This window comes from Nocardia concava NBRC 100430 (assembly GCF_000308815.1).
Taxonomy (GTDB): domain Bacteria; phylum Actinomycetota; class Actinomycetes; order Mycobacteriales; family Mycobacteriaceae; genus Nocardia; species Nocardia concava.
This window is the reverse complement of record NZ_BAFX01000064.1, coordinates 34,635-47,550: the sequence shown is the minus strand read 5'-3', so window position 1 is coordinate 47,550 and position 12,916 is coordinate 34,635. Positions and strand designations below refer to the sequence as shown.

At 66.7% G+C, this 12,916-nt stretch carries 14 protein-coding genes; 7 read left to right on the top strand and 7 right to left on the bottom strand.

All coding sequences use genetic code 11. The annotated features are described in order from the left end of the window. Window position 1 precedes the first annotated feature (1 nt). On the bottom strand, window positions 2-175 hold the full coding sequence (locus tag ON43_RS44795; RefSeq protein ID WP_157514015.1) for a carbohydrate-binding protein: 174 nt from the start codon (window positions 173-175) through the stop codon (window positions 2-4). A 699-nt stretch (window positions 176-874) separates the two neighbouring features. Here ON43_RS44795 and ON43_RS12855 point away from each other — a divergent pair. Beyond that, entirely contained in the window at window positions 875-1,510 is a 636-nt protein-coding gene (locus ON43_RS12855) for a hypothetical protein (RefSeq protein WP_157514014.1), read from the top strand. Between the two features lie 20 nt (window positions 1,511-1,530). On the opposite strand, the gene ON43_RS12850 is transcribed toward ON43_RS12855, so the two are convergent. Then, window positions 1,531-2,358 (bottom strand): hypothetical protein, encoded by an 828-nt coding sequence (locus tag ON43_RS12850; protein ID WP_218003249.1) that lies wholly within the window; start codon window positions 2,356-2,358, stop codon window positions 1,531-1,533. A gap of 138 nt (window positions 2,359-2,496) precedes the next feature. Between ON43_RS12850 and ON43_RS42435 the strand changes: the two genes are divergently transcribed. Beyond that, the gene (locus tag ON43_RS42435) at window positions 2,497-2,988 is read left to right on the top strand and encodes an Rv2240c family protein (RefSeq protein ID WP_051178351.1); all 492 of its coding nucleotides are present in this window, start codon (window positions 2,497-2,499) and stop codon (window positions 2,986-2,988) included. Window positions 2,989-3,024: 36 nt separating this feature from the next. Here ON43_RS42435 and ON43_RS12840 read toward each other — a convergent pair whose 3' ends face one another. Together ON43_RS12840 and ON43_RS12835 are read right to left on the bottom strand one after the other, a co-directional pair. Then, window positions 3,025-4,812: a serine/threonine-protein kinase gene (locus ON43_RS12840; protein WP_040807220.1), complete on the bottom strand. Its 1,788-nt coding sequence runs from the start codon at window positions 4,810-4,812 to the stop codon at window positions 3,025-3,027. Window positions 4,813-4,929: 117 nt separating this feature from the next. Continuing rightward, window positions 4,930-5,421, bottom strand: coding sequence for a phosphatase domain-containing putative toxin (locus ON43_RS12835; protein WP_040807218.1), 492 nt, complete (start codon window positions 5,419-5,421; stop codon window positions 4,930-4,932). Window positions 5,422-5,589: 168 nt separating this feature from the next. Between ON43_RS12835 and ON43_RS12830 the strand changes: the two genes are divergently transcribed. Continuing rightward, a complete protein-coding gene (locus tag ON43_RS12830; protein ID WP_040807217.1) occupies window positions 5,590-6,744 on the top strand; it encodes an FAD-dependent oxidoreductase in 1,155 nt (384 codons plus the stop codon). Window positions 6,745-6,899: 155 nt separating this feature from the next. Here ON43_RS12830 and ON43_RS12825 read toward each other — a convergent pair whose 3' ends face one another. After that, entirely contained in the window at window positions 6,900-7,679 is a 780-nt protein-coding gene (locus tag ON43_RS12825; protein WP_051178350.1) for a ferritin-like domain-containing protein, read from the bottom strand. A gap of 334 nt (window positions 7,680-8,013) precedes the next feature. On the opposite strand from ON43_RS12825, the gene ON43_RS12820 reads away from it, so the two are divergent. The 4 genes from ON43_RS12820 (at window position 8,014) to ON43_RS12805 (ending at window position 10,363) form a co-directional block, all read left to right on the top strand. Continuing rightward, window positions 8,014-8,334 carry a hypothetical protein gene (locus ON43_RS12820; protein WP_157514013.1) on the top strand — a complete coding sequence of 107 codons (321 nt, stop codon included), beginning with the start codon at window positions 8,014-8,016 and terminating at the stop codon, window positions 8,332-8,334. A 103-nt stretch (window positions 8,335-8,437) separates the two neighbouring features. Beyond that, window positions 8,438-9,016 (top strand): monooxygenase family protein, encoded by a 579-nt coding sequence (locus tag ON43_RS12815; RefSeq protein ID WP_051178373.1) that lies wholly within the window; start codon window positions 8,438-8,440, stop codon window positions 9,014-9,016. A 99-nt stretch (window positions 9,017-9,115) separates the two neighbouring features. Next, entirely contained in the window at window positions 9,116-9,805 is a 690-nt protein-coding gene (locus ON43_RS12810; RefSeq protein ID WP_083913365.1) for an arsenate reductase/protein-tyrosine-phosphatase family protein, read from the top strand. Between the two features lie 195 nt (window positions 9,806-10,000). Next, entirely contained in the window at window positions 10,001-10,363 is a 363-nt protein-coding gene (locus tag ON43_RS12805; protein ID WP_245568559.1) for a hypothetical protein, read from the top strand. A 151-nt stretch (window positions 10,364-10,514) separates the two neighbouring features. Here ON43_RS12805 and ON43_RS12800 read toward each other — a convergent pair whose 3' ends face one another. Then, window positions 10,515-11,426 carry an acyl-CoA thioesterase gene (locus ON43_RS12800; RefSeq protein WP_040807337.1) on the bottom strand — a complete coding sequence of 304 codons (912 nt, stop codon included), beginning with the start codon at window positions 11,424-11,426 and terminating at the stop codon, window positions 10,515-10,517. Window positions 11,427-11,439: 13 nt separating this feature from the next. Next, window positions 11,440-12,864, bottom strand: coding sequence for a pyruvate kinase (gene pyk / locus ON43_RS12795; RefSeq protein ID WP_083913364.1), 1,425 nt, complete (start codon window positions 12,862-12,864; stop codon window positions 11,440-11,442). Window positions 12,865-12,916 lie beyond the last annotated feature (52 nt).

Genomic DNA, 12,916 nt, shown 5'->3' with positions numbered 1-12,916 from the left:
ACTACCCCCAGGCGACCTCCCAAAAAAACTCACCCAGCTCGGTTCCAGGAGTCTTGGCTACGTCGGCCGCATGTTCATTCGTGCATGAATACAGCTTGCCCTGGTAGGTAACCAGATCACCACGAATGTAGAGGCAATCGCGCGCAATCCACTCGGGCGCTAGCAGTTCGGACATTCAGAGCATCCTTTCGGTCGCCCTCCCACGATAGGTCCGCAATCGGTCCGCAGGGGCACCAGACGTAGTCGTCCTGGACCAACACCACCAATGACCGAAGCCGCCGGTCAGTCGATGGCGCCGTCCGTCCCCAACGGCGGCCAATCCTCACAAACGCCGAGAAGCACCAGCTCAAAACCGTTGTCCAGAAGGACGTGTGCGTTCGAGTCCTACACTCGGCACCAAGGTAGAATGCCATCCGGCGATCATCGGATGGCCTTCTCCATTCATCCGGCCCTCAGTTGGCCCGCGAGGTCAGAGGTTAGGACAGCGGACTTGTGTCCTAACATCCGCCGGACAACCTGATGTTCGCATCCGCGTTGACGGCCAAGGAGGCGGCCGTATGGCGGAGGCCGTGGGGGACAACCCCTTTCAGCCCGACCTCGCGGGCGGCATCGCGAGCCGAACCTGGACGGCGGTCGGCAGTCCAGCAACAACGGCAGTGCCGCCGCGTGCGACTGTGGCCGCAAGATTCGCGTTTCACGCACGCCCTTCGAGGCCGGGCATCTACTGCCGCAACTGCCACAGTCGGTTCGAGGTCAGCTAGGCCGCACACCGTCCCATCTGATCATCTGAGCCAACGCACGCTGTCGTCGCTTTCGCCCCTAGTACCTGTAACCGAGTGATCTGGAACGTTCGCCGTCGCTATCATTTGCGGTCGTGGCGCGCGCTCGAAACATGTTCTCCCACTTTAGATCTACACGGAATTTTCAGGAGTCCGGCGACGACACCGAGAGCGCTCTGGCTGAGTTCACGGCCCTTCGTGCCGAGGTGGTGCACGCTTTGTCGGTCCAGCAGAGCATCTTTGCCTTGCAACTGACCTCCGCTGGAGCTATTTTCACCTTTGCGTTGGCGAGCCCTTCCCGCATTCGAATGTTGCTGATCCTCCCGTTTACCTCGTACGCCCTGTGCGCACGGTACAGCTCGGCGCACTTCGGCACGCTCGTCGTTGGTCGGTACATCAAGGACGTGCTGAGCCCGCGGGTCCCCGGAGGACTGCTGTGGGAAGACTGGCACGCAAGGCAACCCCGCCCAATCCGATTCATCGGTTGGATCAGCCCAAATTTCGTGACGTTCATCGGCCCAGGAGTGGTAGCACTGATCTGGACCTTCTCATCAACATTCCTGAAAACCGCTGGACTCGCGACGATGACCAGGATCGGATTCGCACTCCTCTGGGCTGCAGCACTCGCAGTCACGGGTATGAGCATCGTCGTGGCGTGGCGAATGACAGCCCGGCGCCGGGAAATAGATAATCGCTCCCACCTGGAGGATGACCCCATGCCCGGGCCCTGACAACCCCCTAATGCAGCTCGTCACTGGGGTGATGGGTGCTCGGCGAAGTCTGTGGGCGGGCCGACACCGGGGGTTCGGTGGTCGAGGAGGCGTAGGTCGGGTGGGACCAGGGTGGTGGATTCCATTAGGGCGCGGATCAAGTTGTGGTTCAGCATGTTTCCGACGGGTTCGCCCACTTCTTCTCGGGTGAGGCCAGGGACGCCGTCGGCGGAGAGGCGGGCGCGGACTCGTTCGACGAGGTGCTCGATGCGTTTGGGGGTCCAGCCTGCGTCGGGGTGACGGTCGTCCAGGTGGATCGCGGCCTGGCGCCAGGCCATGGGCTGGGGGTAGGGCTCCTGTAGGAGGTAGCGCTGGGCTAGGACTACCAGGGCCAGGCGCTCGGTGGTGGAGAGGTGCCAAGTTTTGGGTGGGGCGGTGGGGTCGGCGGGGTGGACTGGGTTGTGGTCGCGGTCGGGGCGGGTGACGTACAGCTCCAGGAGGTGTTCGCGGTGGCCGGATCCGGCTACGAACAGTGGGGTGTAGCCGGGGTCGAGGGGGATCGGGTCCTCTTCGGTGAACAGCATGCGGGAGCCGGGCAATCGCATGGGGAGACGGCCGATATTGCTGAGCCACCAGCGGTTCCGGTGACGGGTCAGCAGGCCCTGGGTGCGGCTGACCTTGCGGTCGTCGCCGCCGACGCAGACATCGACCTCGGGTCGATTGCGGCCGAAGCGGATTCGCAGGCCCTCCTCGGGGGGCGCGCTGACGCCGCCGGTCACCGCGAGCGCGTAGATGGTGCCGGCCGCCGATTCGGGCACTCCGTAGGCCAGGCTGTCGTGGTTCTCCGACAGCCGCCGCAATCCACTCATCCCGACCTCCGTCGTCGCCCCCGGAATCCAAGGTAGGCAGCGGATTCGGGACCGGTCCCCGACCGTGCTGCCACGCTGTCTGCCATGAGGGGGAACACCAGGATAGGCAGGATCGGGCTCGTACTCTCGATTGCCGCAGTGTCTTTCGGGCTCGCCGTGGTGGGCGCGTGCTCGAACACCATCAGCGGCACGGCCTTGCCGAATACCGCGGTCGCGACTTCTCTATCCCGGGAGCACTCCTCGTCGTCGGCGGCCGCGACCTCGCTCGCGCGCGTGCGGGCCACCATGGAGGCGTGCAGGGCACTGACCGCCTATGACGATGCCTCGGTGACGGCATACAACGCGCTGGTCGAAGCCTTGAACGCGGCGGGTGGCTGGTGGGGATCCGATGTCGACGGCAAGGCCGCGGCGTCCGTCACCGCCTATCGCGATGTGGCACAGCGCATCGACACTGCCCTCCAAAAGGACGCGGATCAGGCGATCGCCGCACTGCTCCGGGAAATCGCGACCAAGTACCGCGCCCAAGTCGACCTGATCCTCGCGCACGGGAGTTCGGAAGCGATGAATGTGGCCAAGGACGCGATAGAGAAGGCACGGGACGCCGCGTGGGAAGCGTGCGACAACTACTGAGGGCGAATCGGTTTCGGCGCGGCGGCCCGATCGGACTCATGGCGAGGGCATCCGGGCCGCCACCGAGGTCGCGAGTGCGGTGGCGAGCTGGCAGCGCCGCTCGGGCGCCTGCGGGCCCGCGACGACCACGTCCACGAGTTCGACCTTGCGGGTGGAGTCGGAGCTGACGTACTCCCGATGCACGATGCCTACCCGGCAGGTGTCGTCGGTGTCGTCGAGTCGCAGGTATCCCGTGTGGTCGGGCAGCGCGATGGGTTGTCCGTCGCCCGCGGTCATCGGGTCCCGGCGATCGAAGGCGACGCGCAGATAGCCGGGGGCGGTGGTGCTGCGCCAGCGGCATTCCCAATTGCCGAAACCGATTTCGGGCTCCTTGGCGTTCACGCCCGGGTACTGCGAGAGGCCCTCGGGATCGAGGAGATTGCAGGCGTCGGCATGGAACAGGGAGGCCGCCGGGCGCACCGCGGATCGGCGCGGCAATGTCCCCCGGGCCGCCACGGCGACCGCGCCCGCCGCGGCGACGTCCGCGATCGCGCACAGGTCGAAGCGGCCGTCGCGGAACTTCTCGGCCTCCACGCCGATCTGAAATCGATCGGGCAGCAACACGATCCGGAAGCAGCGATCGGCGCGCGCGGCGGAGCGCAGCAATCCGAAGGAGCCGGTCTGCTCGATGGAGCCGGTCGGGGTCTCCGGCGTCGGATTCTCCAGGCTGAAGACGACATTCACCATGCCGCCGCCCGGATGCAGGATGATGTCGCAGCGATTGAAATCGCCCGCCTCCGGGTTCTGCCGGGACGCGCCGTCGAATTGGGCGACCGTCTGGGGGTCGGCGAGGGCACAGGGGTCGGCGGTGCGGGCATCGCCGATCACCGAAAGCCGATGTGCCGCGGCCGGTGTGCGGGCGGCGTCGAACGGGCGCGCGATCGCAAGCCAGCCGAGCAGGGCCAGCACCAGCGTCACCGCCGCGAGGGCCAGTGCCCAGCGCGCGCGGCCGGAAACCCTCGGGCGGCCGGGTTGTGCCGTGGGCGGCAGTGTGGCCAGTTCCTCAAGTCGTTCGCGCACCTGCCCTGCGGTCGGGCGTTTCGACGGACTGGCGCGGAGCATGTCGGTCAGCAGTGGAGCGAGTGGTCCGGCCCGGCGTGGTGGGTCGATATCGCCATCCACGGTCCGGCGCAGAATCGACGCCGGATGCCCCGAATCACCGAACGGCGATTTGCCCTCGACGGCCGCGAAAAGCGTTGCGCCGAGCGAGAACACGTCCGAACTGACGGTGGGCTCGCGCTGTTCGGCGGCCATCTCCGGGGCCATGAAGCCCAGCGTGCCCGCGAATGCGCCGGTAGCGGTGAGGGTTTCGTCGGCGTACACGGTGCGCGAGATCCCGAAGTCACCGAGTTTGGCGCGATCATTGTCGGTGACGAGCACATTGCTCGGTTTGATGTCGCGGTGCACGACCCCGGCCGCATGCACGGCCTCCAGCGCCCCGGCCACCTGCGCACCCAGGTGCGCCACGCGCTCGGGCGGCAGCACGCCGAGGTCGTTGAGACTGTGCCCCGGAACGAATTCCATGACCAGCCACCATTCGCCGTCCTCGGGCACCACGTCGAACACCGTGACGATATTCGGATGATTCAACTGCGCCAGCATCCGCGCTTCGCGCTTCAGCGCGTCAACCCGCCCGCTACCCTCCTCCTCCGACGACAGCGCATGCTTGAGCGCCACCGTTCTCCGCAACCTCTCATCGACGGCCCGCCACACCGCCCCGTGCGCACCGGCCCCCACCCGCTGGCGCAGCCGATACCGCCCAGCCACCAGTTGATCGACCCGCATTGATCCCCTCCGATCGACTCCATCCCCTCCGATCGACCCGTTTTCGACAATAGAGACATTCCACCTCCATTTGTCGCGCATCGCCCGGACCGGGTCCCTCGCGTGATTCGCAGGGCGTCAACCGCTGACGGGTCCCAGTTCGCCGATCCAGTCGCGTTGTTCTGGGGTGTCCGGAACGGGCAGGCCGCGGGCCTTTTCGACACCGTTCCATGCCGCGGTGGGTGCGGTGCCGGTCAGCACGAGGAGGGAGGCGGCCAGGAGGGAGGCGCGGCCGATGCCGTAGCGGCAGTGGGTGAGGATATGGGCTCCGTTGGTCAGTTCTGCGGCGAGGTGCCGGAGGGTTGGCAGGATCGATTCCCGGTCGGGAACGCCGCGGTCCGGGATGGGGAGGGGGACGAAGTGCAGGCCCGCGTTGCGGGCGGTGTGGGGTTCGGCGGCGAGGCCGCATTCGTCGAGTTCGGCGGGGGTCAGGGCGCAGACCAAAATGTCCACGCCGCAGGACTTCAGGGCGGCCATCTCGTCTTCGAGCCATTCGCCACCGCGTGGCTTGGCCATGATGCTCAGGCGGCCGGGGCCCTGCCGATCGACGGTGTAGCGGGTGGGGCGCATGGTTGTCACCTCGGGTTTGTCGCGGTCGATTCACTGTTGCGGGATGGTCCGGAACCGCACCGCGCGGTGAGTGACAGTGCGGTGCAAGGGGGGTGCAAGCGGGGGCGACGAGGGTGGGGGTGCTCCGGTTGGGGCGGCTTCGGACTTGTTGCGAGAGTGAGGTTTGCGATGCGGGTTGTGATTGTGGGGGCGGGGCTCGGCGGGTTGTGTCTGGCGCAGGGGTTGGGGCGGGGTGGGGTGGAATGTGAGGTGTTCGAGCGGGATTCGGGGGTGGGGAGCAGGACGCAGGGGTATCGGATCCGGATCGATGCGCAGGGGCAGCGGAGTCTGGCGGCTTGTCTGCCCGGCGAGCTGGTGACGTTGTTCCGGGAGACGGCGGCGGTCGCGCGATCGGGTGGGCGGTTCGTCGACACCGGGTTGAACGAGATAACCGGGCGGGCGGTGGAGACCTGGCAGCCCTCGGTGCAATCGGAGGCCGAGGACGATCAGGACGGTGATCTCAGTGTGAATCGGCAAACGCTGCGGGAGATCTTGATGAGCGGGATCGAGGGGCGAATTCGGTTCGGCAAGGAGCTGATTCACGTCGAGGAAGGGCTCGACCGGGTGACGGCGCGGTTCCGGGACGGGACCACGGTCGCCGGCGATGTCCTGGTGGCCGCGGACGGCGTGCATTCCGCGGTGCGTCGGCAGCTGTGCCCGGCGGCCGATCCCACGGATACCGGGATGGTGTGCGTCTACGGCAGAACCGGCCTCGACTCGCGCGCGATGATCGACGACTCGGTGCTCGACGGGACATCCGTGGTCTTCGCGGACGGCTTCGCGACCATCGTCGATGCCATGACATTTCGTCCGGATGCCTTCACCGGGCAGCCGATCACCCCCGTCGCCGACTACCTCTACTGGGCCTGTTTCGGCCCGCGCGCGTTGTTCGGCCTCGACGCCGGCGCGGACCCGCATGGCGATCTGCCCACCACCCTCGCACAGCTTACCGCCGACTGGCATCCCGGGCTGCGCGCCGTCCTCACCACCTCCGACCCGAATGCCGTGGCCGCCTTGCCGATCCGCTCGGCCGCCGTGCTACCCGACTGGCCGGGCCGCCGGATCACAGCGCTCGGCGATGCCGTGCACGCCATGAGCCCGGCGGGCGGCCTGGGCGCCAACACCGCCCTCCGGGACGCGGCCACCTTGGCCGAATTGCTCTGCGGCGACCTGACATCCGTCGACGCCCTCGCCGACTACGAGCGCCACATGCGCGTGTACGCGGAGGAAGCGGTCACCGCCTCCGAACGCGGCGCGGCCCGGCTCACCGGCGCGATGACATAGCGGGAATCCAGGACACGCGACGGAATTTCCGGGAACGGTTCAGACTGGGTGCATTGGTCGAGCGATCCGCGGAGGTGCAGTGATGCCGGAGTACAACGTCAGTTCGAATGAAGACCTGGAGCTCGCGATATCGATCGTGGAGCCGGGTGACACGATCAAAGGGGACGCCGCCGCGCTCCCGGTGGAGGGCGACTCGCCCGAAGCGGACCCGAAACAGGCGAAGTAGACCGCCGCGGCAGGACCGTTGCGCAGATCGGGGCGAAGACCGTCAGGGCCGCACGGGCGAATTCGCTTCGGGTGACACCCAATTGCCGCAATGCGGGTCCGTGATCGAAGACGACCACCGTGATCGCACCGTAGAGAATGCCACGCCATGCCGCGCGGATGAGCGGGCGGAGAAGACGCGGGGTTCGGGCGAACGCGCCCTGCAGGCGCTGGGTGTGGAATGGGATGTGGCGTTGTTCGTCGGCGACGATGAGGGCGGCTGTGCGGGTGGTCAGTTCGTCAGGGGTGCCGTCGCGGAGGGCGCGGTAGTAGGGGACGGCGATCACTTCCGCCACTGACAGGACCATGAGTTCGAGGCGGAGGCCCAAGGCTCGGCGGAGGTGGACGAAGGCGGTGTCGGTCCAGTGGGCGGAGATGGTTTCGTGGCCCGCGGATCGGAGGAGGTGGCGCAGCAGGCGGGCGTGGTTTTGTTCCTCGGCGATGAAGAGGTCGACGGCGGCGGCGTAGACGGGGTCGCCCGCGTGGGCGGCCTTGGTGCGGAGGTTTGCGCCGTCGCCGGATTCGCCTACCTGGAAACGCTGGATGCTGCGGACCAGTGCGGGCGACAGGGTGGCGCCGAGGGACCAGTCGGGGTCGCCGGTGCGGGTGCGGGCGGCGGCCTTGGCCTCGAATTCGGCTGTCCAGCGGGCGAATGAGTGCGGGTCGGGCATGGGCCCTCCGATTCTGGGTGCGGGGCCGGGGTGAGATCGACTGTAGGAATGGCGTGTGGGATTCGGGGGGACGCGATGTGGAGATTGTGTGGGGACGCCGGGAATCGCCCGAACATCTGGCTAATAGCTGTTTCGCATTCTGCTGCGGCGGCGGGACCGGTCGCGCAAGATCTCCCCTAGTTCCGAACAGCACGGTGGAGGCCGCATGCGAGTACCGGTCAAAGTTGGCCTGGGGGTTGTGATCGCGGGGGTCTGCGCGGCGTGCGGATCAGGCACGAGCGGATCCCCCGGACCTGCGGAAACGGTAGCGGCTCAGCAGACGACGGCGGTGCAGGTGACGACGACTCAGAAGGAAACCAAAGCGTCCGGGCTGCCCTCGGCGGCCGACGGCACGAATCTGGATGCCTGCAAGAACGGGAACTGCGAGATCCAGGTCGACGGGCCGACCACGATTCCGATTCCCGGGTACACCCGGCTCGGCGGGCCGGTGAAGATCGGGCAGATCGCGCCCGGGTCGGTGACCGCGACATCGAGCCTGTTCGGGTTTCCGGTGTCCGGCACGACCGGGGTCGGCGGGACCATCTCGCTCAACGGCCTCTCGGTGAAGGTGGTTGCCGTCCACGGCAGCTCCGCGGTCCTGCGCCTGAGCACATAATCGGGCCTACGCTGGAACTCGAGACCGAGCCGTGGACTTTCGAACCGGAGTCGGGGGACGGACGTAGGTCCGCACGAGGTTGAACGAGCGTGCGGAGGCGTGGATGCGGGTGCAGCGAATGACCGCGGATCTGTCGGAGTATCCGGATCTGGTGGTGATATTGCTCGGGATGCGGGTGCGCACGCCGCGAGGAATTCTGCGACTGCTGGGGGTCGGGCCCAAGTTGTACAAGTCGCATCATGATCGGCCGGACGGCCTTTTGTCGCACGAGGATGTGGTGTGGTCGCTGTGGCCGCCGCATTGGGGCGCGCGGCAGTATTGGCGCGATTTGGAGAGCCTCGAACGGTGGACCCGATCCGAGCCGCACCGGATCTGGTGGCAGCAGTTCCTGAAGGATTCCGGCGGGACCGGATTCTGGCACGAGGCCTATTTCGCCAGGGGCGGAATCGATTCCGTGTACGACGATATGGCCGCGCCCACCGGGCTCGCCCGCTTCGCCCGCACCGTCCCAGCTCGGGGCCGGTTGTTCTCCACCCGGGGACGGGTCGGCGACCACACCCGGGAGGCCGAGCGACACGCGCCCGAAATCCCGCCCGTGGTAACGGAATCCGCGATTTATGGTAAGACCGATACAGATACCTATTCGGCTATCGATATTCCGGTGAACGGGAACCAACAGTAGGTGAGCGACATTCGACCGCGCGATGAACACTGCGGTTCAAACGTGTAATTCGGTCACAGAACTGTTTCGAAGCGACAACGGCGGGCATAAGTTATCCGCATGCATGTGCTGTTCGTGTGCAGCGGAAATGTTTGCCGATCCGTCATTGCCGAACGTCTGACCCTGGCGGTGGCCGCTGACCACGGACTCGAGGACCTATCCGCCGAGAGCGCCGGCGTCCGCGCACTGGTCGGGTTCCCGGTGGAACCCCTTGCCGCACAGACGATTGTGGGCCTCGGCGGCAACGCCGACAATTTCAAGGCCCGCCGCCTCAAGGCGGATATGGTGCACCGCGCCGATCTGGTGCTCACCATGACCGACAAGATCCGCGACCAGGTGCGCGATCTCGTGCCCGAGGCGCTCCCCCGCACCTTCACCCTGCTCGAGGCCTACCGCATCGCGAAGGTGAGCGGTGCGCGCACCGTCGTCGGATTGCATGCCGCCCGCGACGATCTCGCCTATGTCGGCCGCGAGAACATCTCCGACCCGGTCGGCCTTTCGCCGCAACAGTATTGCGATGTGGGCGACAAGATCGCCGAGGCCCTGGTCCCCCTGCTGCTGGCGCTGCACGCGCATCAGCATCCGCAGGCCACCCTGCACCCGCGCAGCCCCTCGACCGGCCAGCAGCCGCTGCTGGTGATCGACGGGGGCCGGGCCGAAACCGGCAGACGAACCGAATACCCCAGGCCGGTCGAATCCCCCAACCGGGCAGGGCAACCGACCCGGCACGCGGCGGAATCCGCCGGATAGCAGGCAAATCCGGCACAGTTGTGTCCTGATCTCCCGCGTGTCAATACACCTTGCTGCCGGGTTGGTCCGGTAAGGGATTACACTCTCGCGCGGAACACTTATCCGTTCCGCCGAACGCCACTGCCGGTGGTTCGACACAAGAACAGGACCAAGGACATGCCGAAGCGAATTTCGGATGTTTCGCTCCATGTTTACGTGACACCTCAGACCCTGCACCGGGTCACTCAGACCGTGTGCCGCGTGGTCGATGAATACGTCGCCGATCGAGATATCTTCGCGTGGCGCTTCACCCTCCCGGTGGAGTGCGACGAACCCACCCATACCGTGCTCGAAACCCAGTGGCGGCTGGATCATCCCGGCCACGAACCGGGTGATCGGCGCACCTACGAGATCGCGCTCAGCCTGGTGGGCGAGGCCCGTCAACTAACCAAGGCGGGCATCGCCAAGCTCGAGCAGCGTCTGGTGCTGGAGCTGTCCGCCGACGAGCCGGTCCCCTACATCGTCCACGCGCTCCAGCGGGAGAACTTCGAGCTGGAAGAAAACCGCGAGCTCATCTGAGCGCTGAGATGTCTCGTCATCCCGGCGTGTTTTTGGCCGGGATCCACAGCGACCGGGTGGATTCCGGCCAAAAGCATGCCGGAATGACGGGGATAGCTCTCGGGCCGCACCTCGAGGAGGTACGGCCCGATCGAATGTGTCGCTCAGCGTCTCAGCGGCGCGCCGGGAAGTGGCGAATCACGCCTTCCTGCACGGTCGTCGCCAACAACTCACCGGTGCGGGAGTAGAAGTGTCCGCGCGCCAGGCCGCGGGAGCCCGCCGCCACCGGCGACTCGGTCGCGTACAGCGCCCAATCGTCGAAGCGGAAGGGCCGGTGGAACCAGATGGAGTGGTTCACCGTGGCGGCGATGATGCGATCCCAGCCCCAGGACAGGCCGTGCGTGGTGACGATGGAGTCCAGCACCGTGGTGTCGGACGAATACGCCAGCGCCGCAACGTGAATCAGCGGGTCGTCGGGGAGCGCGCCATCGGTGCGCATCCACACCCGGTTGTACTCGAGGCTCTCGCCCTTGCCCTTGAGGATCCACGCCGGATCGTTCGTGTACCGCATCTCGATGGGATGCGGTGCGTTGATGAACATCTGGAGCTTGTCCTCCATGCCCACGAACGACTCCTCCACGCGGGGAAGGTCTTCCGGCCCGGGCACGTCGGGCAGGGGCGCGCCGTGCTCGAGCCCCTTGCCCCAGTCCTGGAAGGCGGCGAGCATGACGAACAGCTCCTGCCCGTCCTGATACGCCGTCACCGTGCGGTTGGCGATGGAGCGCCCGTCCCGGTGCCGATCGACGTGATATTCGATCGGCGCCTTGGGATCTCCGCCGCGCACGAAGTGCGCGTTGACCGCGTGGATCGGCCGCTCCGGTCCCACCGTGCGGCCCGCGGCGATGATCGCCTGGGCCACCAGCTGCCCGCCGAACGTGCGGCTCCACACCTTCTCCGGATGGTGTCCGAGGAAGATGTCGGGGCCGTTCTCCTCGAGATCAAGCAGGCGTAGCAGCTCACGTAGATCTTCCGATGAACCGGTCCCCTCCGGGGCCGCGACGACGTCCGCAGACGTCTCGTCCAGCGACGCACTCAAACTAGTGGTCCTCCTCGCCGATGCGATGCACGTGGATCAGGTTGGTGGACCCGACAGTACCCGGCGGCGAGCCGGCCACGATGACCACCAGGTCACCCTTGTTGTACCGGCCGATCGAGAGCAACGCGTTGTCCACCTGGTGGATCATCTCGTCGGTCGTGCCCACCGGAGGAACGATGAACGTTTCCACGCCCCACGTCAAGGCGAGCTGGCTGCGGATCGCGGCCTGCGGCGTGAAGGCCAGCAGCGGCAGCGGGGTGTGCAGGCGGGCCAGGCGGCGCACCGTGTCACCGGACTGCGTGAAGGCAACCAGCGCTTTGGCATTCAGCCGCTCGCCGATGTCGCGGGCGGCGTAGGAGATGACACCGCGCTTGGTCCGCGGCACGTGGGTCAGCGGCGGAACCCGGGTCGAGGACTCGGATTCCACGGCGTGCACGATGCGGGCCATGGTGCGCACGGCCTCGATCGGGTAGTCGCCGACCGAGGTCTCGCCCGAGAGCATGACCGCGTCCGCGCCGTCGAGCACCGCGTTGGCCACGTCGGAGGCCTCGGCGCGGGTCGGGCGGGAGTTGGTGATCATGGACTCCAGCATCTGGGTGGCCACGATGACCGGCTTGGCGTTCTCGCGCGCCATCTGCACGGCACGCTTCTGCACCAGCGGCACCTGCTCGAGCGGCAGCTCCACGCCGAGGTCGCCGCGGGCGACCATGATGGCGTCGAAGGCCAGCACGATGGCTTCCAGATTGTCGATGGCTTCGGGCTTTTCGAGCTTGCCGATAACCGGCACCCGGCGGCCCACGCGGTCCATGATGTCGTGCACCAGCTCCACATCGGAGGGCGAGCGCACGAAGGACAGCGCGATGAAGTCCACGCCCAGCTTCAGGGCGAATTCCAGGTCGTCGATGTCCTTCTCGGACAGCGCGGGCACGGACACGTCCATGCCGGGCAGCGAGACGCCCTTGTTGTTGGAGACGGGGCCGCCCTCGGTGACCTTGCAGACCACGTCATTGTCTTCGACGCGCAGCACGGTCAGCCCGACCTTGCCGTCGTCCACGAGCAGCCGGTCGCCGGGCTTGGCGTCCTTGGCGAGGTGTTTGTAGGTGGTGGAAACCCGGTCGTGAGTCCCTACGATGTCGTCGACGGTGATTCGGACTTCCTCGCCCGTGTTCCACACGGTCTTGCCGTCACCCTCGAACCGGCCGAGCCGGATCTTGGGGCCCTGCAGGTCGGCGAGGATGCCGACCGCGCGGCCAGCGGCATCGCTGGCGGCGCGCACCTTCTTGTAGTTCTCAGCATGGTCGCTGTGCTCGCCGTGGCTGAAGTTCAGGCGCGCAACGTCCATGCCACTTTCGACGAGCTCACGAATTCGGTCCTCGGATGACACTGCGGGTCCGAGGGTGCACACAATCTTCGTTCGTCGCATCACGCCCTAAACCCTAGACCTGTGACAACCCTCATGCCGAGCCCGGCACACACAT